20 protein-coding genes are annotated in these 24763 nt (G+C 72.9%); 9 read left to right on the top strand and 11 right to left on the bottom strand.

Annotated elements, in window-relative coordinates; genetic code table 11:
* Positions 1 to 50 precede the first annotated feature (50 nt).
* Positions 51 to 1511 carry a CCA tRNA nucleotidyltransferase gene (locus tag AB0I11_RS14475; protein WP_357319082.1) on the bottom strand — a complete coding sequence of 487 codons (1461 nt, stop codon included), beginning with the start codon at positions 1509 to 1511 and terminating at the stop codon, positions 51 to 53.
* A 128-nt stretch (positions 1512 to 1639) separates the two neighbouring features.
* Here AB0I11_RS14475 and murJ point away from each other — a divergent pair, with 128 nt between their 5' ends.
* The 7 genes from murJ to AB0I11_RS14510 all read left to right on the top strand — a co-directional run bounded on the left by murJ (position 1640) and on the right by AB0I11_RS14510 (position 10079).
* Complete coding sequence (gene murJ / locus AB0I11_RS14480) at positions 1640 to 3379, top strand: murein biosynthesis integral membrane protein MurJ (protein ID WP_357319085.1); 1740 nt, start codon at positions 1640 to 1642, stop codon at positions 3377 to 3379.
* A 432-nt stretch (positions 3380 to 3811) separates the two neighbouring features.
* Positions 3812 to 5425, top strand: coding sequence for a protein kinase family protein (locus AB0I11_RS14485; RefSeq protein WP_357319088.1), 1614 nt, complete (start codon positions 3812 to 3814; stop codon positions 5423 to 5425).
* Between the two features lie 43 nt (positions 5426 to 5468).
* Positions 5469 to 6200 carry an RNA polymerase sigma factor SigM gene (gene sigM / locus AB0I11_RS14490; RefSeq protein WP_357319091.1) on the top strand — a complete coding sequence of 244 codons (732 nt, stop codon included), beginning with the start codon at positions 5469 to 5471 and terminating at the stop codon, positions 6198 to 6200.
* On the top strand, positions 6197 to 7198 hold the full coding sequence (locus tag AB0I11_RS14495; RefSeq protein ID WP_357319094.1) for a hypothetical protein: 1002 nt from the start codon (positions 6197 to 6199) through the stop codon (positions 7196 to 7198). Before sigM ends, AB0I11_RS14495 begins: the two co-directional genes overlap by 4 nt.
* A 179-nt stretch (positions 7199 to 7377) precedes the next feature.
* Complete coding sequence (gene trxB, locus AB0I11_RS14500) at positions 7378 to 8331, top strand: thioredoxin-disulfide reductase (RefSeq protein WP_357319097.1); 954 nt, start codon at positions 7378 to 7380, stop codon at positions 8329 to 8331.
* Between the two features lie 38 nt (positions 8332 to 8369).
* Positions 8370 to 8693, top strand: coding sequence for a thioredoxin (trxA, locus tag AB0I11_RS14505; protein ID WP_357319100.1), 324 nt, complete (start codon positions 8370 to 8372; stop codon positions 8691 to 8693).
* Between the two features lie 225 nt (positions 8694 to 8918).
* Positions 8919 to 10079: an N-acetylmuramoyl-L-alanine amidase gene (locus tag AB0I11_RS14510; RefSeq protein ID WP_357319104.1), complete on the top strand. Its 1161-nt coding sequence runs from the start codon at positions 8919 to 8921 to the stop codon at positions 10077 to 10079.
* A 105-nt stretch (positions 10080 to 10184) separates the two neighbouring features.
* Here the strand turns inward: AB0I11_RS14510 and AB0I11_RS14515 are convergent, their stop codons facing one another.
* Complete coding sequence (locus AB0I11_RS14515) at positions 10185 to 10853, bottom strand: GNAT family N-acetyltransferase (RefSeq protein WP_357319107.1); 669 nt, start codon at positions 10851 to 10853, stop codon at positions 10185 to 10187.
* A gap of 300 nt (positions 10854 to 11153) precedes the next feature.
* Between AB0I11_RS14515 and AB0I11_RS14520 the strand changes: the two genes are divergently transcribed.
* On the top strand, positions 11154 to 12467 hold the full coding sequence (locus AB0I11_RS14520) for a PLP-dependent aminotransferase family protein (RefSeq protein WP_357319109.1): 1314 nt from the start codon (positions 11154 to 11156) through the stop codon (positions 12465 to 12467).
* Between the two features lie 7 nt (positions 12468 to 12474).
* Complete coding sequence (locus tag AB0I11_RS14525) at positions 12475 to 13473, top strand: D-alanine--D-alanine ligase (protein ID WP_357319112.1); 999 nt, start codon at positions 12475 to 12477, stop codon at positions 13471 to 13473.
* Positions 13474 to 13751: 278 nt separating this feature from the next.
* Here the strand turns inward: AB0I11_RS14525 and AB0I11_RS14530 are convergent, their stop codons facing one another.
* The 9 genes from AB0I11_RS14530 to rpmH all read right to left on the bottom strand — a co-directional run bounded on the left by AB0I11_RS14530 (position 13752) and on the right by rpmH (position 24635).
* Positions 13752 to 14597, bottom strand: a complete 846-nt coding sequence (locus tag AB0I11_RS14530) for a hypothetical protein (RefSeq protein ID WP_357319212.1) — start codon at positions 14595 to 14597, stop codon at positions 13752 to 13754.
* A gap of 3159 nt (positions 14598 to 17756) precedes the next feature.
* Positions 17757 to 18785, bottom strand: a complete 1029-nt coding sequence (locus AB0I11_RS14535; RefSeq protein WP_357319115.1) for a ParB/RepB/Spo0J family partition protein — start codon at positions 18783 to 18785, stop codon at positions 17757 to 17759.
* A gap of 27 nt (positions 18786 to 18812) precedes the next feature.
* Positions 18813 to 20165: an AAA family ATPase gene (locus AB0I11_RS14540; RefSeq protein ID WP_357319215.1), complete on the bottom strand. Its 1353-nt coding sequence runs from the start codon at positions 20163 to 20165 to the stop codon at positions 18813 to 18815.
* A 245-nt stretch (positions 20166 to 20410) separates the two neighbouring features.
* A complete protein-coding gene (gene rsmG / locus AB0I11_RS14545; RefSeq protein WP_357319218.1) occupies positions 20411 to 21142 on the bottom strand; it encodes a 16S rRNA (guanine(527)-N(7))-methyltransferase RsmG in 732 nt (243 codons plus the stop codon).
* Between the two features lie 790 nt (positions 21143 to 21932).
* Entirely contained in the window at positions 21933 to 22556 is a 624-nt protein-coding gene (locus AB0I11_RS14550) for a R3H domain-containing nucleic acid-binding protein (protein ID WP_357319118.1), read from the bottom strand.
* A 216-nt stretch (positions 22557 to 22772) separates the two neighbouring features.
* Complete coding sequence (yidC, locus tag AB0I11_RS14555) at positions 22773 to 23768, bottom strand: membrane protein insertase YidC (RefSeq protein WP_357319121.1); 996 nt, start codon at positions 23766 to 23768, stop codon at positions 22773 to 22775.
* Positions 23769 to 24008 carry a membrane protein insertion efficiency factor YidD gene (yidD, locus tag AB0I11_RS14560; protein ID WP_357319123.1) on the bottom strand — a complete coding sequence of 80 codons (240 nt, stop codon included), beginning with the start codon at positions 24006 to 24008 and terminating at the stop codon, positions 23769 to 23771.
* Positions 24009 to 24049: 41 nt separating this feature from the next.
* Positions 24050 to 24463: a ribonuclease P protein component gene (gene rnpA, locus AB0I11_RS14565; protein WP_357319125.1), complete on the bottom strand. Its 414-nt coding sequence runs from the start codon at positions 24461 to 24463 to the stop codon at positions 24050 to 24052.
* Positions 24464 to 24497: 34 nt separating this feature from the next.
* On the bottom strand, positions 24498 to 24635 hold the full coding sequence (rpmH, locus tag AB0I11_RS14570; protein WP_074478258.1) for a 50S ribosomal protein L34: 138 nt from the start codon (positions 24633 to 24635) through the stop codon (positions 24498 to 24500).
* Positions 24636 to 24763: the final 128 nt, after the last annotated feature.

Below are 24763 nucleotides of genomic sequence, written 5' to 3' on the forward strand. Positions count from 1 at the left end.
CCCGGTCAACGCCGCGCGTTGTGCCGGGGGCCCGTCCTCGTGCGTACCGGTCAGGCGATGATCTCCTGCTCGCGGGCCCACCGCAGCAGCTCCGCCTCGGCCTCGTCGCGGTCCAGCGGGCCGCGGTCCAGCCGCAGCTCCTTGAGGTACTGCCAGGCCCGGCCCACCACCGGGCCGGGCGGGATGCCGAGCAGCTCCATGATCGCGTTGCCGTCCAGGTCGGGGCGCACCCGGGCCAGGTCCTCGTCGGCGGCGATCCGGGCGATCCGCTCCTCCAGCGCGTCGTAGTCGGCCGCGAGCTGGGCCGCCTTGCGCCGGTTTCGGGTGGTGCAGTCGGAGCGGGTGAGCTTGTGCAGGCGGGCGAGCAGGTCACCGGCGTCGGTGACGTACCGGCGCACCGCCGAGTCGGTCCACTCGCCCCGGCCGTAGCCGTAGAAGCGCAGGTGCAGGCCGACCAGCTTGACCACCTGGGAGGTGACGTCCTTGGGGTACCGCAGGGCCTTCATCCGGGCCTTGGTCAGCCGGGCGCCCACCACCTCGTGGTGGTGGAAACTGACCCGGCCGTCCGGGCCGACGGCCTTGGTGGCCGGCTTGCCGATGTCGTGCATGAGCGCGGCCATCCGCAGCACGAAGTCGCAGCCGTCGGTCTCCATCGACATGGCGTTGCTGACCACGGTCAGGGTGTGCTCGTAGACGTCCTTGTGCTGGGCGTGCTCGTCGATCTCCAGCTTGAGCCCGGTCAGCTCCGGCAGGAAGCGTTCGGCCAGCCCGGTGTCGACCAGCAGCCGCAGCCCGGTGACCGGGTCGGCGCCGCAGAGCAGCTTGGTGAACTCGTCCCGGATCCGCTCGGCGGTGATCCGGTCCAGGTCCGCCGCCATCCGGGTCATCGCCGCGCGGACGTCCGGGTGCACCGCGAAGCGGAGCTGGGCGGCGAACCGGGCGGCCCGCAGCATCCGCAGCGGGTCGTCACCGAACGACTCCTGGGGCGTGCCCGGAGTACGGATGATCTTGGCGGCCAGGTCGGCCAGCCCGCCGTACGGGTCGGTGAACCGGTGGTCGGGGACGCTGACCGCCATCGCGTTGATGGTGAAGTCCCGGCGTTGCAGGTCGTCGACGAGGTTGGTGCCGTACTCCACCACCGGGTTCCGGCTGACCTGGTCGTACGACTCGGCGCGGAAGGTGGTGATCTCCAGGCTGAGCCCGTCGCGCTGGCAGCCGATGGTGCCGAACTCCCGGCCGGTCTCCCAGACCGACTCGGCCCAGCCCCGGACGATCTTCAACGTCTGGTCCGGGTGCGCGTCGGTGCAGAAGTCGAGGTCGTTGCCGAGGCGGCCGAGCAGCGCGTCCCGCACCGAGCCACCCACCAGGTGCAGTTCGTGGCCGGCCCGGGCGAAGCGGCGGCCCAGCTCGTCGGCGACCGGCGAGACGCGGAGCAGTTCGGCGACGGCGTTGCGCTGGACGCCGGTCAGCTCACGGCGGTCGGCGGCGTGGGATGCGGAGGCTTCGGACATGGGATCGCCAGCCTATCGGGCCGGGGCGGGAACAACTGCGCCGGGCGCGGGTATGCCACCGAGGTTGACTAAGGTCTCGGTGTGCGGGCCCGCAGGTCCGGCTGCGACGTACCCCTGGGAGGCTGGAGATGAGCGGCGGCCTGTACCGCAGCGCCAACGCGCACGGGGGCGCCCAGCCACCGGACGACGAGGCCACCTTCATCTCGGCCGAGCCGCTCAACCAACCGGCCGTCGAGGCCACCGCGCCGCCGCAGGAGGTGGTCGCCGAGACCAGCGCCGCGGCGAACAGCGCGGTGATGGCGATCGGCAGCCTGGTCAGCCGGGGTACGGGTTTCATCCGCAACCTGCTGATCGGCGCCGCGCTCGGCAACGCGGTCGGCGACGTCTACACCACCGCCCAGTTCCTGCCGAACCAGGTGTACGAGTTCCTGCTCGGCGGCGTGCTCACCAGCGTCCTGATCCCGGTGCTGGTCCGCCGCCGCAAGATCGACCCGGACCGGGGCGAGGCGTACGCCCAGCGGCTGCTCAGCCTGGCCGTGCTCGCCCTGGCCGCCGCCGCGCTGATCGCGGTGCTGCTCGCACCGGTGATCACCGCGATCTACGCCGCCGGCAAGGACGACACGTACAAGGGCCTGGTCAACGACCTGTCCTATCTGATGCTGCCGATGCTGTTCTTCACCGGCCTGAGCGCGCTGATCGCCGCGGTGCTGAACACCCGGGGGCACTTCGCCGCCCCGATGTGGGCGCCGATCCTCAACAACCTGGTGGTCGCCGGCACCTTCGGCCTGTACATCGTGGTGTACGGGGCCCGGGCGCTGCGGCCGGATCAGATGGACGCCGGCCGGATCCTGCTGGTCGGCGGCGGCACCCTGCTCGGCGTCGCGGTGCAGGCCGCCGGCCTGCTGCCGGCGCTGCGCAAGGTCGGCTTCCGGTGGAAGTGGCGGTTCGACTTCCGCGCGCTCGGCCTGCGCGAGCTGGCCCGGCTCGGCGGCTGGATGTTCTGCTACGTGGGGGTTAACCAGCTCGGCCTCTTCGTGGTGGTCAACCTGCTCACCCGGGTCGGCGGCGGGAAGAACGCCGGTCTGCTGATCTACAACTACGTCTTCCTGCTGCTGATGATGGCGCACGGCATCATCGCCGTCTCGATCATCACCGCGCTGATGCCCCGGATGAGCGCGGCCGCCGCCGAGGGCCGGTTCGGCGACGTCACCGCCGACCTGTCCCGGGGCACCCGGATGGTCACCGCGGTGCTCGCCCCCATCGCGGTCTGCTACGCGGTGCTGGCCGGCCCGATCTCCGTGGTGGTCTTCCGGTACGGCGCGTTCACCGGCGACAACGCGGTGGCCACCTCGACCGTGCTGCTGGTGGCGGCGCTGGGCCTGGTCCCGTTCGCGATCAGCCAGCTCTTCACCTTCGCCTTCTACGCGCTGCCGGACACCCGCACCCCGGCTCTGATCAACATCCCGGTGGTGGCGCTGCGGGTGCTCCTCCAGGTCGGCCTCTTCCTGGCCTTCTCGGCCACCTTCGCGGCGGCCGGCATGATGCTCGGCAACGCCGTCTCGTACGTCGCGGCCGCGATCCTCTCCGCGGTGCTGCTGCGTCCCCGGGTGGGCCGGATCGGGCTGGGCGGGATCATGCGCACGATGGGCCGGGTGGTGGTCGCCGCGCTCGGCGCCGCCCTGGTCGGCCTGCTGGTGGTCAAGCTGCTCCCCGGCGACCCGGCGCACCTGAGCTGGCTCGCCGCGGCGGTCCAGCTGGTAATCGGCGGGGCGGTGATCGGCGCGACGTACCTCGGGCTGGCCATGGTGCTGCGGATCGGTGAGATCACCGAGGTCGTCGCGATGGTCCGGCGTCGCCTGGGTCGATGAGCCCGACCAGCGGCTATGACGGAGGGTGAACGAGGATCACCAGCCTGGGGATACGGCTGTGGATAACTCGGGCTTCCGCCGCCCAGTGGGCCTACCGGCCTGTGGACAACCAGCCGTAAGGATGAGGGTGACCAGCTGGACCGGGGGAAACCGCAGGTCGCTGGAGGGGTCGCCACACCGGTCCGCCCCTGCGTCCACCGCCCGACCGCAACCTTTAGATTGGCGGGAGCGTGTTGTCAGTCGACGCGGCGAGACGCAACCGGGCCGCGGCCGGCCGCCGTGGTCGCTGGCGTCCCACCGGCTCCGCCGGGAAGATGACATGTCGGAGAACCGGGCATCCCGGGTAAGGTCGCTCTCGACGGGTACGGCAGGTGCCGACGCGGGCGTCGACGCCGGCCTGCCGGTTCCTTCGAAGGCAGAGCGGACAGCCACATGCCCAGCAGCACGGGTCCATCGATCGACACGATCACCGAGGGAGGACGGGTGACCCAGGTCGGCGAGGGTCAGGAGGCGGAGGAGAACGCACCTCCGGTCATGACCTTCGGTGCTCCCACGGCCGGTGAGGTCCTTGCCGAGCGGTACGAGCTGGTCGAGCACATCAACAACGACAGCGCCGGCCGCCTGGTCTGGCGCGGGGTCGACGTCGTGCTGCGCCGTCCCGTCGCGGTGGTCCTCCGCTACCCGGGTGGTGACTCCGCCACCGAGATGCTCCAGGCCGCCGTCGCGGCCAGCCGGGTGATCCACCCGAACCTGGTCGGCGTATACGACGCGATCGACGAGGCCGACCGGGCGTACGTGGTCCGCGAGTGGGTGGACGGGCATTCCCTGCGCGAGCTGGTCGCCGTCGACGGCGCGCTCGACCCGGTGCGCGCCACCGCCATCGGCAACGCGGTCGCCAGCGCCCTCGCCGCCGTGCACGCCACCGGCATGGTGCACGGCAACGTCCACCCCGGCACCGTCATGATCAGCGACGACGGCCGGGTGGTGCTCGCCGACGCGCGGACCGACGGCGCGGACAGCCAGGAGACCGACATCCGGGCGGTCGGCGGCGTGCTCTACTTCGCGCTCACCGGCCACTGGCCGCACGGCGAGGCCCCGCTGCACGGTGCCACCGCCGGGCACGGGCGGGCCGCCCTGCCCGACGCGGTACGCGACGCCAGCGGCTCGATCGCCGCGCCCCGGCAGGTCCGCGCCGGCGTGCCGGCGTACCTCGACGACCTGACCATGGACCTGCTCGACCCGGAGATCGCCCCGCCGTCGTCGGACGTGCTGGCGGCGGAGCTCGGCCGGCTGGACGTGCCGGCCGACGAGCACTTCCTCGAGCAGGCCGGCCCGCTGCGGTTCACCGCGGACACCGGCGAGGAGCCGTCGCCGCTGGCCTCCGCCGGTGGCCGCAAGGTCGCCCTGGGCATCGCCGGCCTGCTGGCGGTGGCCCTGGTCGGGCTGCTCGTCGGGATCAGCGTCCTGGGCGACGACAAGGACCCGAAGACCAAGCCGGTGGCCCGCCCCTCCAGCAGCGCTCCGGCGGCCGGCGACGCCACGCCGACCAACGCTCCGGTCCGCAAGCTGACCATCCAGGACGTGCGGATCATCGACCCGGACAGCCGGGACCGCGCCGAGGTGCGCAACGCCGAGAAGGTGATCGACGGCGACGAGAACGAGGGCTGGGAGACCCAGAGCTACCGGAACAACGGCAAGTTCGGCGGCCTGAAGAAGGGCATGGGCATCTGGATCGACCTGGGTGCCCCGCACACGGTCAAGTCGCTCCAGGCCACCCTCTCCTCCACCGGCGCCTCGGCCGAGCTGTTCGCCGGCACGGCCGAGTTCCCGTCCAGCTCCTCGGGCGACAAGCAGCTCGTGGCCGCGTACAGCACCCGGATCGGGCAGCCGTTCGAGGACCACGACGGCACCAAGATGGCGTTCAACGGGTTCGACCCGGAGCGGAAATACCAGTACCTCCTCTTCTGGATCACCGAGCTGCCGCAGAAGGACAGCGGCGACGGCTGGAAGCTGGGGGTCCAGGAGATCACGGTCCAAGGCTCGTGAGCCGACCGCCGCGGCCGACGCACCGCCTCCGCCGGACGTGGTGATGTCCGGTCGCGCCGGGCACCCGCCCGAGCCGGTGACCGGGGCCGGGCCGCTGGCCGGGACGTCCGACCTCGACCTGCTGCGGGCGCACGTCGCCGGCGACCGGGACGCCTTCACCGAGCTGTTCCACCGGCACCGGGACCGGCTCTGGGCGGTGGCCCTGCGTACCGTCGGCGACCGGGAGGAGGCGGCGGACGCCCTCCAGGACGCCCTGCTCTCGGCGCACCGCGCGGCCGCCCGGTTCCGGGGCGACTCGGCGGTGACCACCTGGCTGCACCGGATCGTGGTGAACGCCTGCCTGGACCGGATCCGACGCCGGCAGACCCACGCCACGGTCCCGCTGCCCGACGGCGTGCACGGCGACGGGGAGTCCGGCCGGCACACCGGCGGGGTGGAGCCGGCCGCGCCGACCCACGACCACGACACCGCCCTGGTGGTCCGGCAGGCGCTCGCCCAGCTGCCGGCCGAGCAGCGGGCCGCGCTCGTGCTGGTGGACGTCCAGGGCTATCCGGTGGCCGAGGTGGCGCGGATCCTCGGCGTCGCCGAGGGGACGGTGAAGAGCCGCTGCGCCCGGGGCCGGGCCCGCCTCGCCGGGCTCCTCGGGCACCTGCGGACCGGGTCCGACGAGACCGCGGACGTGCGCCCGGTCACCGGGGGGAACCCGCGACCGCCCGAGGGCGTCGGATCGACGTCGGGGTGGTCCCGGCGGGACGCCAGCCAGGAGGACACGTGACTGCCCGGGAGTTCAGCGGGGTCGACCACGACCTGCTCGCCGACTACCTCGGCGGGGCGCTGGACGGTACGCCGGAGCAGGTCGCCGTGGCCCGACTGATCGATGACGACCCGGCCTGGGCCGAGGCGTACGCGGCGCTGGCCCGGGCGGTGGAGCTGGTCCGGGCCGACCTGTCCGGCTGGGCGGCCGCCCCGGCCCCGCAGTTGCCGCTCGCCGTGGCGGACCGGATCACGGCGGCGCTGGCCGGTGCCGGTCCGGCTCCGGTCGACGCGCAGCGGGAAGCCACCGGGCCGGAGGTCACGGCCGGCGTCTCGGGGGCACCGGACGGCGGGCCGGCCCCTCGGCCGGGGCCCGTACCCGCGCAGCCCACCGGTGGCACCCGGCCGGCCGGCGGCACCGGTCACCACACCGGTCCCGGCCGGCGGGCGCGCCGCTGGGTCCGGATCGCCGGACCGGTCGCCGTGGCCGCCGCCTCGGTCACCGCGGTCGGTCTCGGGGTCGGCAACCTGGTCGGCGCCGGCGGCGGCTTCGCCGGCTCGGTGGCCGACGGCGGCCGGCCCGCGGCCGACGAGGCCGCGCCGATGGCGGCCGCCGCGCCGTTCCGCACGACCGGACCCCCGCAGCACAGCGGCACCGACTACGGCCCGGAGCGGCTCTCCGGTGGGACCCGCGAGTGGAGCGTCGGGCCGACGACCCCGGCGGGCGGCAAGGACGCCACCGGCGACGCCCCGCGGGACCAGCGCGTCCCGTTCGCGACGCGGCTGGACCGGCTGGGCCAGCCGGAGGCGCTGGCGGCCTGTCTCGCCGCGATCAGCACCGAGCACGCGACCGGGCCGCTCACCGTCGACCTGGTCGACTTCGCCACCTACCAGGGGGTGCCGGCACTGGTCGTCACCTTCGTCGACGGCGGCGGCGCGCGGTGGGCGTGGGTGAGTGGACCCGAGTGTGGCGTCCCGGGCTCCGGCGCGGACACCCGGTTCCGTACCCGGGTAGGGTGAGGATCACGGTCACCCGGACGTGTCCGCCACGTGACGTGACCCACCGGATGACCGGCTCGGGAATCCCCACTTCGTACGATGACGTTCTGCAAGTCAGGCGCCGGGGCCGTTGAGCCGCCGGCACTCGGGATCGGCATCGGTACGCGGCCGGTGACGAACACACACATCGGGAGACGGCAGTGGACGAGGTCCGCAACCTGATCATCATCGGCTCCGGGCCGGCCGGTTACACGGCGGCGGTCTATGCCGCGCGCGCCAACCTCAAGCCGCTCGTCATCGAGGGCGTGCAGTCCGGCGGTGCGCTGATGACGACGACCGAGGTGGAGAACTTCCCCGGTTTCGCGGACGGCATTCTCGGCCCCGAGCTGATGGACAACATGCGCAAGCAGGCCGAGCGGTTCGGCGCCGAGTTCCTGACCGACGACGTGACCCGGGTCGAGCTGCAGGACACCGGCGAGGTGGGCTCGCCCACGGTCAGCACCGTCTGGGTCGGCGAGACGGCGTACCAGGCCAAGGCCGTCATCCTCTCCACCGGCTCGGCCTGGCGCCCGCTGGGCGTGCCGGGCGAGCAGGAGTACCTGGGCCACGGGGTGTCGTCCTGCGCGACCTGTGACGGCTTCTTCTTCCGTAACCAGCACATCGTGGTGGTCGGCGGCGGCGACTCGGCGATGGAGGAGGCCAGCTTCCTCACCCGGTTCGCCGAGTCGGTGACGATCATCCACCGACGGGACGAGTTCCGGGCCAGCAAGATCATGGCCGACCGCGCGCTGGGCAACGACAAGATCAAGGTCGAGTGGAACAGCGTGGTCGAGGAGGTCCTCGGCGCAGACGGCAAGGTCAGCGGGGTCCGGGTCCGTAACGTGCACACCGGCGAGACCAAGGTGCTCGACGTCACGGGCGTCTTCGTGGCGATCGGCCACGACCCGCGCAGTGAGCTCTTCCAGGGCCAGGTGGACCTCGACGACGAGGGGTATGTGAAGGTGCTGGCGCCCAGCACCCGGACCAACATCCCGGGTGTCTTCGCCGCCGGCGACCTGGTGGACCACACCTACCGGCAGGCGATCACCGCGGCCGGCACGGGCTGTGCCGCCGCACTCGACGCCGAGCGCTTCATCGCCACCCTGAACGGCTGAACAATTCTCAGAAGCAAGTCCCGGAGGAGGGATTCATAGTGGGAGCAACCAAGGCGGTCACCGACGCCAGCTTCGCCAGCGACGTACTCAAGTCCGACAAGCCGGTCCTGGTCGACTTCTGGGCGGAATGGTGCGGTCCGTGCCGTAAGGTCTCGCCGCTGCTTGAGGAGATCGCCGGTGAGATGGGCGACCAGGTCAGCATCGTCAAGCTGAACATCGACGAGAACCCCGAGACCGCCCGCACCTACCGGGTGATGTCCGTACCGACCCTCACCATCTTCAAGAACGGCGAGCCGGTGCAGTCCATCGCCGGCGCCAAGCCGAAGGGCGAGCTGGTCAAGCTCATCGAGTCGGCGCTCTGAGCCGACCCCGTACCCCACGGAACCCCGTCACCCGGCCTGGGTGACGGGGTTCCGGCTCTCCGGAGACCTCCGCGAACCCGCAGCTCCGGGTGATCGGTCACGGTACGCTCCGTAGGCGTCCCCCGGGTCGGGGGAGCAGCACCTCCGTCGGAGTCTCCGGCCAGCCACCAGCAGCACATCCTCCGGAGTCTCCGGCCAGCCACCATCCGCGCAGAGGGGGTCGTCGTGCGTCCGATCCGACCCGGTGACCGGGGCCCCGCGGTGGCCGAGATCCGCACCGTCCTCACCACCCTCGACCTGCTCCCGTCCGACGGGCCGGGCGACGAGTTCGACACCGCGACCGAACGGGCCGTCCGGGCGTTCCAGCAGTCCCGTGGGCTCAGCGTGGACGGACGGGTGGGCGCGGAGACCTGGCGGGCGCTGGACGCCGCCCGCTGGCGGCTGGGCGCCCGCACCCTCTACCACGCCGTGCCCGAGCCGCTCATCGGCGAGGACGTCCGGTCGCTCCAGGAACGCCTCCTGGAGATGGGGTACGACGTGGGCCGCGCCGACGCCATCTACGGCGTGCGTACCTCCCGGGCGGTCGCCCAGTTCCAGCGCGAGATGGGACTGAAGCCGGACGGGGCCTGCGGCCCGCACACCATGAACACGCTGCGCCGGCTCGGCCGCAAGGTGGTCGGCGGACGCCCGCAGTGGCTCCGCGAGTCCGACGCCATCCGCCAGGCCGGGCCGACCCTGGTCGGGCGCACCGTGGTGATCGACCCCGGGCACGGGGGCACCGACCCGGGCGAGGTGGTGCCCGACGGCCCGCTCCGCTGGACCGAGGCTGACATCGTGTACGACCTGGCCAGCCGCCTGGAGGGGCGGCTCGCCGCGGCCGGGGTGCGGGTGCAGCTCACCCGGGGCCCGTCCCCGGCGACGTGCCTGCCCGACGCCGACCGGGCGCAGCTCGCCAACGCCCTGGGCGCGGACGTCTTCATCTCGCTGCACATGGACGGGCACGCCAACCCGGCGGCGAACGGGGTCGCCACCTACCACTACGGCACCGACAACGGCGTCACCTCGGCCACCGGGGAACGCCTGGCGGGGCTGGTGCAGCGGGAGATCGTCGCCCGGAGCGGGCTGCGTGACTGCCGTACCCACGCCAAGTCGTGGGACCTGCTGCGGCTGACCAGGATGCCCGCGGTCCGCGTCGAGGTGGGCTACCTGACCTCGCCCGAGGACCGGGGCCGGCTGGTCGACCCCCGGTTCCGGGACACCATCGTCGAGGCGATCGTCGCCGCCGTGCAGCGGATGTACTTCCCCATCGAGCGGGACGTGCCGACCGGCTCGATCGACGTGAGCGAACTGCGGGCGATCGTCGCCGCCGGCACGGTGGTGGACTGAACCCCGTCGGCGCTCGCTCTCTGGCGCTTGCTCGGTGGCGCTCGCTGTGGCGCTTGCTCGGTGGCGTTGGTCCGACGGCCCTGGCCCGGCGGATCGGGGCGGTGGTCAGCTCGTCGCGCGGGTGGCCGGGGCCGGCCGCACCGGGCGGAGCAGCGACTCCGGGCTCATCGAGCCGAGCAGCTTCTCCAGCGCGTACTCGACGTCGGACTTCCAGCTCAGCGCGGTGCGCAACTCCAGCCGCAGGCGCGGATAGCGGGGATGCGGGCGGACGGTCTTGAAGCCCACCGAGAGAAAGAAGTCGGCCGGCGCCACACAGGCCCGGGTCGGGTCGTCCGCCGCGCCGTCACCGAACTTGGCGTCACCGAACGCCTCGATCGCCTTGATGCCGCGCTTCGTGAGATCCCGGGCGACGCCCTGGACCAGCATCCGGCCCAGACCCCCGCCGGCGAAGGCGGGCACCACGTTCGCGGTCATCAGCAGCGCGGCGTCCGCCGAGACCGGCGAGGTCGGGAAGGCCATCGAGCGCGGAACGTACGCGGGCGGGGCGTACATGACGAAACCGGCGGGCATCCCGTCGACGTACGCGAGCTTGCCGCAGGAACCCCACTCCAGCAGCGTCTGCGAGACCCAGGCCTCCTTCTCCAGCCCAGGGTCACCGGCCGCGCAGGCCCGATCGGCCGAAACCGGATCCAGCTCCCAGTAGACGCACTCCCGGCAGGGACGGGGCAGGTCCTCAAGGGTGTCGAGGGTCAGACTGACCAGACGTCGCGACATCAGCGCATCCCCACCAATAGGCTCGGGGCGGTAACCACCGCGGTGCACACGTTCCGCCGCTTTCCCCTGCCCCCGACGAGCGATCGTACGCCGCCGCTCCGCGGTTCGGGAGGGGACGCGCGAACCCCCACCCGGCGGCGGGACGGCCCGTCCGGGATGTGGACGTACCCGGATGGCTGGTCCGGGTCGGCTGCCCGCGGACTACGATCGACCAACCGGCCGTCCCGCGCCGCCATGGATGTCGGTATCGGGGGTACCCACCGGACGGCCGCTTCACCGACACCCGATCGAGGTGATGTCATGACCGGCACGACGCTCGACGACTACACCGACCGGTACGCCCGCCGGGTCCGCGGGATGACCGCCTCCGAGATCCGGGCGCTCTTCGCGGTGGCCAGCCGGCCGGAGGTGGTCTCGCTCGCCGGTGGGGCACCGTACATCGCCGCGCTGCCGCTGGACGCGGTCGGCGAGATGCTCGGTCGGCTCGGCGCCGAGCACGGCGCGACCACCCTGCAGTACGGCATCGGCCAGGGCACCCCGGAGCTGCGCGAGCGGATCTGCGAGGTGATGTCCCTCTCCGGGATCGACGCCGCCTGCGGCGCCTCGCCCGAGGACGTGGTGGTCACCGTCGGCGGTCAGCAGGCGCTCGACCTGGTGGCCCGGCTCTTCCTCGACCCGGGCGACGTGGTGCTCGCCGAGGGCCCGACCTACGTCGGCGCGCTCGGGGTGTTCCAGGCCGCCCAGGCCCAGGTGGCCCACGTACCGATGGACGACGAGGGGCTGATCCCGGAGGCGCTGGAGACGGCCATCGCCGACCTGGCCCGGGCCGGCCGGCGGGTGAAGTTCCTCTACACCATCCCCACGTACCAGAACCCGACCGGCGTGACGCTGAGCGAGGAGCGGCGCGAGCGGGTGCTCGACATCTGCGAGCGGGCCGGCCTGCTGGTGGTCGAGGACGACCCGTACGGTCAGCTCGGTTTCGAGGGCGAGGCGCCGGCCCCGCTGCGGGCCCGGCGGCGCGACGGGGTCTTCTACCTGAGCACCTTCTCCAAAACCTTCGCCCCGGGCCTGCGCGTGGGCTGGATCCTCGCCCCGCACGCCGTCCGCGACAAGCTGGTGATCGCCAGCGAGGCGCAGATCCTCTGCCCCAGCGGGTACGCCCAGGCGGCCGTCGCCACGTACCTCGGCACCATGCCGTGGCGGCAGCAGCTCAAGGTCTACCGGGAGGTCTACCGGGAGCGCCGGGACGCGATGCTGGACGCGCTCGCGGACCTGATGCCCGCCGGCACCACCTGGACCACCCCCGGCGGTGGCCTCTTCGTCTGGGCCACCCTCCCCGACGGCCTCGACTCCAAGGCGATGATGCCGCGCGCCATCGCCGCCCGCGTCGCGTACGTGCCGGGCACCGGCTTCTACGCCGACGGTACCGGCACCGGCAACATGCGCCTCAACTTCTCCTTCCCGGCCCCGGAGCGGATCCGGGAGGGCGTCCGCCGGCTGGCCGGCGTGATGGAGCAGGAGATCGCCATGCGGAAGGTCTTCGGGGCGGTCGGCGGCGCCGGGCCGCGGCGCCGGCAGGGCGGCGCGGACGCGCCCGGTCCCGACTTGGCATGATGCCGGCATGGCCGTCAGCCCCGCCGCCCAGGATTCCGTGACCGACCCCGCCGCCACCGACGAGTTGCACGTGCTGGTGCTCGCCGGCGGCCTCTCCTACGAGCGGGACGTATCCCTACGGTCCGGCCGGCGGGTACTCGACGCGCTGCGCGCGGTGGGCGTGGAAGCCGAGCTACGTGACGCGGACGTGGCCCTGCTGCCCGCGCTGGCCGCCGACCCGCCGGACGCGGTGGTGATCGCGCTGCACGGGGCCACCGGCGAGGACGGCTCGCTGCGCGGGGTGCTCGACCTCTGCGACATCCCCTACGTGGGCTGCGACGCGCGCGCCTCCCGGCTCGCCTGGGACAAGCCGTCGGCGAAGGCGGTCCTGCGCGAGGCCGGCATCCCCACCCCCGACTGGGTGGCCCTGCCCCACGACCGCTTCTCCGAGCTCGGCGCGGTCGCCGTGCTCGACCGGATCGTCGACCGGCTCGGCCTGCCGCTGATGGTGAAGCCGGCGCAGGGTGGCTCCGGGCTGGGTGCCGCCGTGGTGCGGGACGCGGCGTCGCTGCCGGCCGCCATGGTCGGCTGCTTCGCGTACGACCAGACGGCGCTCGTGGAGCGGTACGTGCCCGGGATGGACGTGGCGGTCTCCGTGGTCGACCTGGGCGCCGGCCCGCAGGCGCTGCCCCCGGTCGAGATCGTGCCCCGCAACGGCGTCTACGACTACGCGGCCCGCTACACCGCCGGCCGCACCACCTGGCACGCGCCGGCCCGGCTCGACGAGGAGACCAGGCGGCGGGTGTCCGAGGTGGCCCTCGCCGCACACCGCGCGCTCGGCCTCCGGGACCTGTCCCGGGTCGACCTGATCGTCGACGCGGACGGGCAGCCGCACGTGTTGGAGGTCAACGTCTCACCGGGGATGACCGAGACCTCCCTGCTGCCGCTGGCCGTGCAGGCCGCCGGGCTCGACTTCGGCCGGGTGCTCGGGTCGCTGGTCAGCCGCGCAGCGGGCCGTCGCCCGTAGCTCTCCCCGCGCTCTCAGGTCACCCGCCCCGCCGGCCGCGTTCCCGATCCTGTTGCTAGCTGACGCGGCCGGCGCGGGGCGGCGCGGCGGGCACGGGGCGGCGCGGCCGGCTCGGGTCGGCGCGGCCGGGTCGGCGCGGCTCGGGTCGGCGCGGGCGGCTTTGGGGGAAGCTCGGGCGGCTTCCTCACCGAAATCGGCTGCGACGACCTGCTCGATCCGCCGCGCTGGCGTGCAGGGAGTGGGCGATCCAGCCGCGGTGCGGCGGACGGGTGCCTCGGTCAGCCGGCGCTCGGTGCCGGCTTGCTCTGCTCCGCTTCGAACCGATCCGGCTGCGCTGGCACCTCGATCCGCTCGACCTGGTCCGCGTTGTCCACCTGCCCTGCCGACGTGGCCCGCCCTGCCGACGTGGCCTGCCCTGGCGACGTAGCGTGCCCCGCTGGCTCGGCCCGGTCTGCTGGGCCCGGGCGCCCCGCTGGCTCGGCTGGCTCCGTCGACACGGTGTCCTCAGTCGACGCGAGGGCCTCAACCGACGCGGCATGCCCGGTCGGCGCCGCATGCCCGGTCGGCGCGGTGTGGCCGGTCGGCGCGGGGTCCTCGCTCGATGCGGGGTGGTCGGTCGGCGGGACTTTCCCCGGCGGCGTGGCGTGCTCGGCCGGCTCAACTGGTTCCGGCTCCGGGTTTTCCTCGGCGGCTTCGATCACCGAAACGGCCTCGTCCTCCGGCACGCTGTCGACGCTCTCGCTCGCCGAGGAGGAGAAGCGGGACGGGGCCTGCCACTGGATGCGCGGCGGCTCGGCGAGCGGTCGGCCACCGAACTCGGCCAGCCAGGCGGCGACCATAGCCAGATTCTCCCGCCACTGCGACTCGGAGATCGGCGGCAGAATCGAGTCCCAGAGGGACAGGAAGGTGCCCCGCAACTGCAGTCGCCCGTAGGGCCGCGCCAGGAACCACAGATGCAGGTGCGCTGAGCCGTCGCCCCAGCGGTTGACGTGAACGCGGGCCACCCCGTCCAGCGACCGGATGGCGCGTTCCAGCCGTACCGTCATCACGCCAAGCTCGGCGGCGAGCAGGTTCGGAAGGTCACCGAGATCGAGGTGCGAGCGGGACTCCAGGATCAGCACCATCGGCAGGCCGGTGGGCCGGTCCATGGTCCGTACCCGCCATCGTTCGCCAACCCAGATGTACGCCTCGTCCGGCGCGGCGCAGGCGGTGCACTCCCGGTTGCCCTCCCCACGGCGGGGAGGTTCGACCGGCACCGGATCGTCGAGCTGCTTGACGTGAAGATCGCCCTCGAAGGGAAAGGAGGGCCACTGGGTGAAGTCCGGGACTGAGGGAGGGGTGTCCTGCACGACGCTGACCCTAACCGAGTCAGCGACGCCTGTCCCTACCCGATTCCCCCGGTGATCGGCGGAATCCGGATGACCGTCCACCGGTTGTCCACCGGGTTGTCCACAGGCAGCTGAGGTCACCGCCACACCGCGTCATCCACAGCTCAGCAAGGCTTTCAGCGTGTTGTTTCACGTGAAACGACGGCACCCTGTGGAAAACAACTGTGGATAACGTGACGCGGCGCCCGATGGCGTTCTGCACCGGACGCGGCCCCTACTTCCTAACGACGGAGTCGGGCATCGGCACCGGCCCATGGAGGCCCGATCGCCCATCCATCGCTGAGCCGTTACGGACCTCCGCCGAACCCGAAGGCCTACCCGGTGCCACGCCGGCGAGGGCGGACTCGGGAGCTCGCAGGCGAAGTTTCACGTTGAGCCGGAGCGGTCCTAGTCGGTCGTTTCGTAAGTGGCGATCGGGCCGGCCGGCGCGGATCTGACGCCCCGAGCCGGATGGATCAGACCCGGAGCGCCCCAGGCCCGACGGATCAGGCCGGAAGGGCAAGCGCTGAGACCGCGGCGGCACGACGGTCGCGCTGCGGTCACGGGAGGGTGCTCACGCGAGCAGTCGGCGGGTGAGGGCGTCCGACACCAGACCACCAGCGGCGGTGGCTCGCATTCCTCACGGTCCGGTGAGTCGGTGGTACCGCCGGGATGGCGTCGTCGTCAGCCGCGGCTCGCCTCAGTACGGGTCGGGCGGCGAGGCCGTCGTTCCCCGCCCAGACGCGGTCCTCGCCGCCCGGCCGGAGGTCCGGTCCAACGTCGACGTCACGGTGGCGTCGGCGAGGTCGGCGGTCGCGCTGCTCGACATCCGGGAGCCGGGTTCGACCGAACTACCGGCTGCGATCGAGCCGCTGGATCGCCGCCGGGTGCGGTGGGCGGATCGCTGACGCCTTTCCGTGGGGCGGCGCCGATGACGCCGCGGTGAGGTCGGCCGGCTTTTCCGCCGCGCGTCATTGTCGACCCTGACGGCCGTCCGAACCGGCGCACTCCAGGGTCCGCTGGTTCAACACCGGTTGGCTGTAGCAGCTCGGCACGGGCTCGGGCCGACCCGTGGTTTGACGGCACGTTGGCCGGCGCTCGGTGCCCCCTGAGCCCTGTTTCACGTGAAACGGCGGCTCAGTCCGATCGCCACCCATCCAGTTACATCGAGGCTTGGACCGCTGCGCCAACTCGGGCGTCGTTTCACGTGAAACGGCGCGCCTCGGTCCGGAATCCGCACTGTCCAGCCGCCTTAAGGCTTGGCCGCAGCGCTGGCTCAGTGTGGTTCGGCCACGCCGCGGTCATGGGCAGCAGTCCCCGGGGCCGGCAGTCGCCTTCGGTCCCCCGGCCAGGTCCCCGGCGGTCAAGTGCCCGTCGGCACACTCACCCGGCCCGAGATCGAAGCCTCCGCCTCTTGGTGCTGACATCCTGCGGGATCGGCGACCGGTGCGGTGCAGACGTTTGGGCTCCCGGCAGGCCGCCCGCTCCCAGACCGCTTGAGCGCCGGGCGAGCGCACCCGTTACCGATTCCCATCCGAGAGTCGACTCCCAACCGGCGCGGTCGTCGCTTCCGGCCACACCGGAGTAGCGGCTGGCTTCATCTCCGTCGGTCGCAACCGACCCCGGAGAACCCTGCCCGCCCGGCCTCCAATCGAGCCGTATCCACCGCCGGTCTACCTCCGGAACGATCCACCGACGCGGTGTGCCACTGCTGCCGTGTGACCGGCCCGGCGAACTCGACCTGGCGTGTGGGCTTCCCAGATCGCCCTTCGTCGCTCCGCCGGTGGCGGCTTGAGTCTCGGCACGGGGGGCGGCGGTGCTGGGCCCCATGGCCGTCGTTTCACGTGAAACAGGGCCTGCCTTCATTCATCCGCGCCCCGGGGGACCACCAACGCCCCTGAGCCCCACAGCGCCGATCGAGGCGCCCACCCGGTGGAGCCGGGACAGCGCGGTCACAGTAGGCCGGCAGGAGGCCTCTCAGCGGGTCCTACGGCATTGGTTCCGTGGACCCGCAGCGGCACTGGGTCCATGTGCGTCCGGCTCGCTCAGCGGCGGTGTACGAAATCCTGCGGTCGCGGTGCCGCACCGCGGTCGCCGCGGCGCGCCCACCTCCACGGCGACGAACACGGCCCGGCGACCGTCGGCGGCAAGTGCGGCCCGGCTGCACCCTCGGACGCGAACGGAACCGTCACTTGAGGGCCACCGGGCCCGACCGACCTTGATCCGGACCACGCGGCTCGGACGTCGGGATGGCATGGCTCGCCCGGGAGGGCGCGGCACACCCCGTGCCAAGGGCCCGCCTGTCTGGCCGACTCGGCTGAGGCGCCGCCGCGCTGCTTCGCCCCGGCCACTGCGCCTACGGCGACTCGGCACTGCTCGGCACTGCTCGGCACCGCCCGGCATTGCTCGGCACCGCCCAGCTGGCCCACTGTGCCCGGCTCGGGTACTTAGTCGGCCGACCGGCGGCGCCAGCGGCCGCTCGGCCAGCCCTACTGCGCCCGGCTCGTGTACTTGCTCGGCCGACCCGCAACACCGGCGACCCGCTCGCATCTCGGCCGCCCACTGCACCCAGCTCGGGCGTCTGCTCGCCGACCACTTAGTCCCGCAGCTACCTCGGCACAGCCCGGCCAACCAACTTGCGCCAGCGGCCGCCTCGGGCGCTCGGCAAGCCAGCCGTGGCGCAGCCCGGCCACCCGTCTCGAATGCCCGGCCAGCCGTCTCGAATGCCCGGCCAGCCGTCTCGAATGCCCGGCCAGCCGTCTCGAATGCCAGGCCAGCCCGGCCGGGGGTAGGGGCCGGCTCGGCCCGTCTGGCCGGGAGCACCGATGCCGGGCCAGCCCGCTCCCGGCTACCCCGGATACGACTCGGCCGCGTGGTCCGTACGGGATCCACGCGGCCGGAGTCGAGGCGGAGCGACTACTCCGTCGGCGGCTCTTCCTGGCCTACACCGATGATGCCCACGATCCGCTCCAGGTCGTCGACCGTCGCGAACTCGATGGTGATCTTGCCCTTGCTCCGGCCGATGTCGACCTTCACGCGGGTGTCGAACCGGTCGGAGAGGCGGTCCGCCAGATCAGAGAGCGCCGGCGCGTGGGGCTTCGGTCGGCGCTTGGCCGCCGGGGCCTTCGCCGGGCCGTCGGCCAGCGCCAGTGCCACCAGTTCCTCGGTGGCGCGTACGGAGATGCCCTCGGCGACGATCCGCTTGGCGAGCTGCTCCTGGGCTTCGGTGTCGTCGAGGCTGAGCAGCGCCCGGGCGTGGCCGGCGGAGAGCACTCCGGCAGCGACCCGCCGCTGTACCTGGGCCGGCAGGTTCATCAGCCGGATGGTGTTCGAAATCTGCGGCCGGCTCCGCCCGATCCGGCGGGCCAGCTCCTCGTGGGTGGCCCCGAACTCCTCCAGCAACTGCTGGTACGCGGCCGCCTCTTCGAGCGGGTTGAGGTTGGCCCGGTGGATGTTCTCCAGGAGGGCGTCCCGGAGCATCGCGTCGTCCTTGGTGTCCCGGACGATCGCCGGGATGCTGTCCCGGCCGACCGCCTGGGCGGCGCGCCAGCGCCGCTCGCCCATGACGAGTTCGTACTTCTCGCTGTCGAGTTGGCGCACCACGATCGGCTGAAGGAAGCCGACCTCCTGGATGGAGGTCTTCAGCTCCTCCAGGGCGTCCTCGTCGAAGACCTGCCGCGGCTGCTTCGGGTTGGGCACGATCGCGTCGACCGGGATCTCAGCGAAGCGAGCGCCGGGCACCGGGCTCAGCTGTGGCTCGGGCTCGGCCGCCGGGGTGGGCGGACCGACGATGGCGGCGGTCGCACCGGTCACCGGGGTAGCCGGGACTGTCGACGCCGTACCGCTCTCGAAATCGGCGACCGCCGGGGCATCGCTCGGCGCGGGCCCGGTGGGGATGAGGGCACCCAGCCCTCGGCCCAGTCCGCCGCGAGGACGGTTCTTCATGCGACGCCTCCCAGCGACTTCTTCGCACTACGCATTCCGGCTCACCGGCTCCTTGACGCCCCGCTCGGCAATCTCCTGGGCGGCCTCGAAGTAACTCGTCGCCCCCCGCGAACCGGGATCGTAGGTCATCACCGACTGGCCGTAGCTGGGTGCCTCGGAGACCCGCACGTTCCGGGGGATCACCGCCTGGAGCACCTTGTCGCCGAAGTGGTTCCGGACGTCCTGCTCCACGGCGTCGGCCAGCCGGGTACGCCGGTCGTACATGGTCAGCAGGATGGTGGAGACCTCGAGCTTCGGGTTCAGGTGCTGACGGACCAGGTTGATGTTCTGGATCAGCTGGTTGAGGCCTTCCAGCGCGTAGTACTCGCACTGGATGGGGATCAGCACCTCCTGCGCGGCGACCAGCGCGTTGACGGTCAGCAGGCCGAGCGAGGGCGGGCAGTCGATGAAGACGTAGTCGAAGTGCCCCGGGTACCCGGCGATGGCCCGGGCCAGCCGGGACTCCCGGGCGACCACGGAGACCAGCTCGATCTCGGCACCGGCCAGGTCGATGGTGGCCGGCACGCACCACAGGTTCGGGATGCCCTCGACCGCTTGGGCCACCTCCTCCAGGGGCACGCTGTCGATCAGGCAGTCGTAGACGTCCGGTACGCCGGTGTGGTGCGGGACGTTGAGCCCGGTGGAGGCGTTGCCCTGCGGGTCGAGGTCGACCACGAGTACCCGGTTGCCGTGCAGGGCGAGCGCCACCGCGAGGTTCACCGTGGTCGTGGTCTTGCCCACGCCGCCCTTCTGGTTGGCGACGCACATCACCCGGGTCCGCGCGGGACGAGGCATGGTCACCTCGCCACTGGGATTCAGGATCTGCACGGCACGCATCGCCTCCATAGCCAACGGTGGGTCATCCTCTTCGCGCGTCGGGGTTTCACGTGAAACGTACGTGCTGGGGGCGGCCTCGGTCCTGTAGCCGGCGGCCGGTGGCGTGTCGGTCGGAATCACGACACCCGTCACCGCGTCCGGAGCGGCCTGCGGCGCCGGCTGGTGCGGCACACCCGACACCGGCGGCTGCGGTTCGTACCGAGCCGGCACGGCCGCGTTGCCCCGCACCGGGCCGGGCCGCGCGCTCGGCGCGTTCGCCGGACCGTCGGTCGGGTCGTGCGGCTCGCGGCTCAGCGGCACGTTCGCCGGCACGGACGAGATCGGCCGGCCGGGCACGTCCCGGCGCACCGCCGGATCCTCCTCGGGCCCACGGGGAGACGGGCCGCGAGGGTCGCCCACCGGCCAGCCCGGGTGGTCGGTTTCACGTGAAACGGGATCGTCGGCAGAGGGTCGTCCTCCTGAACCGGTCACCCGTGGATCGTCGTACCTGCCGTCGTCATGCACCTGCATCCCTGCCCGCTCCGGATGGTCGGTCCGCACCCCGTCAATCAGGCCCTCGCGCTCGACGCGCTCTGCACGGCCCGGCGGGAACGGTCGGGTTCGGGTGCCGTCCCGGCACCGCCGCTCCACACTATCGACGCGCGGTCAGCCTACGGCGGACGGGCGCGGCCGGTCCACGTCGGGTTTGCTCGATCACCTGTCCCGAGGCCGATCCGGCCGCCGAAACGACACCGGGAAGCCCTGCCGGGTCAGCGATCCCCGTCCCGGCCGCCGCGCCGGCGCCCACCACGCGAGCGCTTCGGACCCTTCTTCCGGGCCGGACCCACGACCCGCTCCCGGACCACCTCGACCACGGTCGCCGGCGGGTCGATCACGCCGACCCCGCACCGGTGCAGCTCGGGTTCGCCGCCGCCGAGCCGCGTCACGGCGGCGCCGTGCTCGGCGATCTCCTCGGCGGCTGAGGCGCCCTTGAGCGCGATGAGCCGGCCGCCGGGCACCGCGAGCGGCAGGCACCACGCGGCGAGCCGGTCCAGCGCGGCGACCGCCCGTGCGGTCACCACGTCGGCGCTCAGCGGTGCCGTGTCACGGCTGCCGGCGGCGGCCTCTTCGGCGCGCCCCCGGAAGACCCGGACCGTGCGGGCCAGGCCGAGCCGCTCGACCGTTTCAATAAGGAACCCGGTCCGCCGGGCAAGCGGCTCGACGAGCGTCACGGTGAGGTCGGGCCGGGCGATCGCCAGCACGAGGCCGGGCAGTCCGGCACCGGAGCCGACGTCGATGACGCTCGCCCCGTCCGGGATCCGCTCGGCCAGCGCGGCGCAGTTGAGCAGGTGCCGCTCCCAGATGCGCGGCGTCTCGCGTGGGCCGATCAAGCCGCGCAGCACACCGTCCGTCGCCAGCAGTTCGGCGTACGCGGCGGCCAGGTCGAGCCGGTCGCCGAAGAGGGTACGGGCGGCCTGGGCCAGCTCGGGCGGGAGGGTCACCTCGGCCGGCGGCGGCGCCTCGACGCCTCCGTCCGCCCCGGCAACCCGGTCGGCCCCAGCGACCCGGTCCGACCCGACGCTTCCGTCGGACCCCACCGGTCCGTCCGGCCCGGCGACCCCGTTGGAGCCGGCAACCCGATCCGACCCCGCGACCCGATCCGACCCGGCAACCTGGTCCGGCCCGGCAGCGTCCGCCGACCCGGACTGTTCGGCACGAGCGGCCGGACGGGCAGGCTCGGACCGTTCGCCACGAGCGGCAGGCTCGGACCGTTCGGCACCACCGCCCGGACCGGCAGGCTCGGACCGTTCGGCCTCGCCGCCAGACTCGGAGGCGTCGGCCCGCCCGGCAGGCTTACGCGGTTCGCCCCGGCGGTCACCGTCCACAGCGGACGGACGTGGGGCGGTGCCGGCCCGCGCCGGCTCCGCGGCAGGCGCGGCGAACAGCGACGCCACGTCGCCCACCGGAGCGAGGGTGCCCGCCGGGTCCGACGGTCCGGTGGCTCCGGCCCCCGCCCCGGGACCATGTCGGCCGGAGAAGGGCGGCGGCACCTCGGCGGGTGCGTCCCCACCTCCGGGGTACCTCTCGATCTCGGGCTCGGCCGGCGCCGAGAAGGCCGGGTCACCTGGCACCGGCGCGGCACCGGGGCGCACCGGGTCGGCCGCCGTGCCGGTGTCGCGGTCGGAGAAGACCGGGTCGGTGGCCGGATCCGGGTGCACAGGCGACGGCCCGGGCGGCGTGCCGCCCGGGCCGGACCCGGCACCCGCCGGCGTCTCGTCGTGGGTCACCCCGTCAGTCCGCCACCGGCCGGACAACGATCCGGCGGCTCGGCTCGACGCCCTCGGACTCGCTCTCCACCCCGCTCATCGCGTTGACCACGTCGTGCACGCACTTGCGCTCGAAGGCGGACATCGGCTCCAGGCGCACCGGCTCGCCGTACTCCTTGACCTTCTCGACGGCGTTGCGGGCCACGGCGGCGAGTTCCTTGCGCCGGGCGGCCCGGTAGCCGCCAACGTCGAGCAGCAGGCGGCTCGGCGAGCCGGTCTGCCGGAAGACGGCGAGCCGGGCCAGCTCCTGGAGCGCCTCCAGCGTCGCGCCGCGCTGGCCGACCAGGTTCTGCAGCCGGCCTCCGACCACCTCGACGACCGGGCGACCGCCGGAGACCAGTTCGTCGATGTCGCCGTCGTAGTCGAGGATGTCGAGCAGCCCTTCGACGTAGTCGGCCGCGATCTCGCTCTGCCGGAACAGCTCGCTCTCGGCCGGTGCCTTCTTCTCCCGGGCGCCCTCGGCCTCGGTCTCCTCGGCCTCGTCGGCCTCGTCGGCCTCGTCGGCCTCGTCGGCCTCGTCGAGGACGGCAGCCGGCACGGTCTCCTCGTCCAGGGACTGGTCGGCGCTGGGGATGCTGGTGTCGGTCACGGTCTCATCTCCGTACTCGCTCGGCCGGACCGTCGGGTCCGCTGGTCTCCCGGGGCCGGCGGGAGGTTCGCCGATGCCCTCGGGCACGTCTGTACGGGCCAGTTTCGCCCGTGACCGCGCTCCGCGCGGCGGTTCCGGCCCGGCGCCGGCCGTACGGCGGCAGCTCGGGGGCCGGAACGGGCCGCCACCGGTGGTACCGGCGGCGGCCCGGCGGGGTCAGCCCTGCCGCTTGGCGGGCCGACTGCCCTTCTTCGGGTTGAGCGGCTTGGCGCCGGGCTTCGGGGCCGCCACCTTCGGGGCGGCCGCCGGGGCCTTGGCGGCCGGCTGCACGGTCTTGCGGCCGAGCAGGCCACCGGTCTTGGCCGGCTGGGCGGTGGTCTTCCCGGCGGTGGTGGTCTTGCCGGCGTTCTTGGCCGGCACCAGCGGCGGGAACTTCCGCAGCACCCACTGCTGCTGGCCGAGGGTGAAGAGGTTGTTGGTGACCCAGTAGATGATCACACCGATCGGGAAGATCGAGCCGGAGACGAGGAGCGACACCGGGATGCCGTAGAGCATCAGCCGCTGGACCATGCGCTGCTGCGGGTCCTCCGCCCAGCCGGTCTTGAGGATCATTTGCCGGCTGGTCAGGTAGGTGGTGGCGATCATGATCAGCACCAGGATGCCGGCGACGACCTTGACCGTCGTGCCGTTCGCCCCGAGCTTGGCCAGGTCGTCGGCGGTGGAGCCGAACCGGCCGGAGATCGGGGCGGTGAAGAGCGTCGCGCTGGAGGCGCTGTGGAACTGGTCGACGGTCCAGCCGTACAGGGTCTTGCCCTGGTTGTCGGGGTTGAGCCGCTTGAGCGTGTGGAACAGGCCCAGGAAGACGGGGATCTGGAGGAACATCGGAAGGCAGCCCATCAGCGGGTTGGCCTTTTCCTTCCGGTAGAGCTCCATCATCTCCTTCTGGAGCGTCTCCCGGTCACCCTTGTGCTTCTCCTGGAGCTCCTTGACCCTGGGCTGGAGCGCCTGCATCGCCCGCTGCGACTTGATCTGCTTGACGAAGACCGGGAACAGGATCACCCGGACCGTGACCACCAGGAAGATGATGGACAGGATCCAGGCCCAGTTCGTGCCGATCACGGCCCCGACCGGAACTCCGATGGCGTCCCAGGCCGAGTGCCAGGTCAGCAGGATCCACGAGATCGCGTAGTAGATCCAGTCGAGACTAAACACTCAGGCTCCAGTCACGTCGACGCGGCGGCGGCCGCCCGGCTCCGGCACCGGGTCGTGTCCACCTGGGTGGAAAGGGTGGCAGCGCGACAGCCGCCGGACCGTCAGCCAGGCTCCCCGCAGCGCACCGTGCCGGGTCACCGCCTCCACGGCGTAGGCACTGCACGACGGGTAGAACCGGCAGCGGGCCGGCAGTGCCGGACTTATCCACCGACGGTACGCGATGATGGGCACCAGCAGCATCCGGGCACCGGTTGTCGGCCGCGCTGCGGCAGTGGGGCGGGTCACCGGGACCGCCGGCCCCGGGCGGTCCGCGCGGCCGCGATCGCGGCGTCCAGGTCGGCCCCGAGCCGGGCGTACGACGCCTCGGCGGCCGGCGGCAGGGCCCGCACCACGAGGGTGCTCCCGACGGGCAGCTCGGCGAGGCGCTCGCGGACCAGGTGCCGCAGCCGTCGGCGGACCTTGTTCCGGACCACGGCGTTGCCGACCGCCTTGGACACGACGAAGCCGGCGCGGGTCGGTGCGGAGGTCTCCGCACCGCTGTTCCGCGCCGGCTCCGGCGAGGTTGTCGCGGTGACTCCGGTCTGGGCGGGGAGGGTCAGGTGGACCACGACGGCGCCACGGCCGACGCGCCGGCCACCCCGGACCGCTGCGGCGAAGTCACTACTGCGCCGCAGTCGCTGCGCGGCGGTCAGCACGACTGCCCACGTCCCCGGACCGGACCGGTCGGCCTCAGGCCGACAGGCGGGTGCGGCCCTTGGCGCGACGGGTCGAGATGATGGCGCGGCCGGCACGGGTGCGCATGCGCAGCCGGAAGCCGTGGGTCTTCGCGCGCCGGCGGTTGTTCGGCTGGTAGGTGCGCTTGCTCACGTCAGGCTCTCCGTTGTCGTCGGCCCCGCGCGGGGGATCGCCCGGGGTCGTGTGGTGGTTCAGGCCACCTCGGCGGTGGCCTCCGATCGGTGCTGTCCGGCGGCGTCGGTCCTCGTGGATGCGGGACG

The sequence above is a fragment of the Micromonospora sp. NPDC050495 genome, assembly GCF_040655175.1.
GTDB lineage: Bacteria > Actinomycetota > Actinomycetes > Mycobacteriales > Micromonosporaceae > Micromonospora.

Coding starts and splice junctions, on each gene's coding strand:
- AB0I11_RS14475 (WP_357319082.1), bottom strand. CDS start 1,511: ATGTCCGAAGCCTCCGCATCCCACGCCGCCGACCGCCGTGAGCTGACC.
- AB0I11_RS14485 (WP_357319088.1), top strand. CDS start 3,812: ATGCCCAGCAGCACGGGTCCATCGATCGACACGATCACCGAGGGAGGA.
- AB0I11_RS14535 (WP_357319115.1), bottom strand. CDS start 18,785: ATGAAGAACCGTCCTCGCGGCGGACTGGGCCGAGGGCTGGGTGCCCTC.
- AB0I11_RS14525 (WP_357319112.1), top strand. CDS start 12,475: ATGGCCGTCAGCCCCGCCGCCCAGGATTCCGTGACCGACCCCGCCGCC.
- murJ (WP_357319085.1), top strand. CDS start 1,640: ATGAGCGGCGGCCTGTACCGCAGCGCCAACGCGCACGGGGGCGCCCAG.
- AB0I11_RS14515 (WP_357319107.1), bottom strand. CDS start 10,853: ATGTCGCGACGTCTGGTCAGTCTGACCCTCGACACCCTTGAGGACCTG.
- yidD (WP_357319123.1), bottom strand. CDS start 24,008: ATGCTGCTGGTGCCCATCATCGCGTACCGTCGGTGGATAAGTCCGGCA.
- AB0I11_RS14530 (WP_357319212.1), bottom strand. CDS start 14,597: ATGGTGCTGATCCTGGAGTCCCGCTCGCACCTCGATCTCGGTGACCTT.
- sigM (WP_357319091.1), top strand. CDS start 5,469: ATGTCCGGTCGCGCCGGGCACCCGCCCGAGCCGGTGACCGGGGCCGGG.
- AB0I11_RS14520 (WP_357319109.1), top strand. CDS start 11,154: ATGACCGGCACGACGCTCGACGACTACACCGACCGGTACGCCCGCCGG.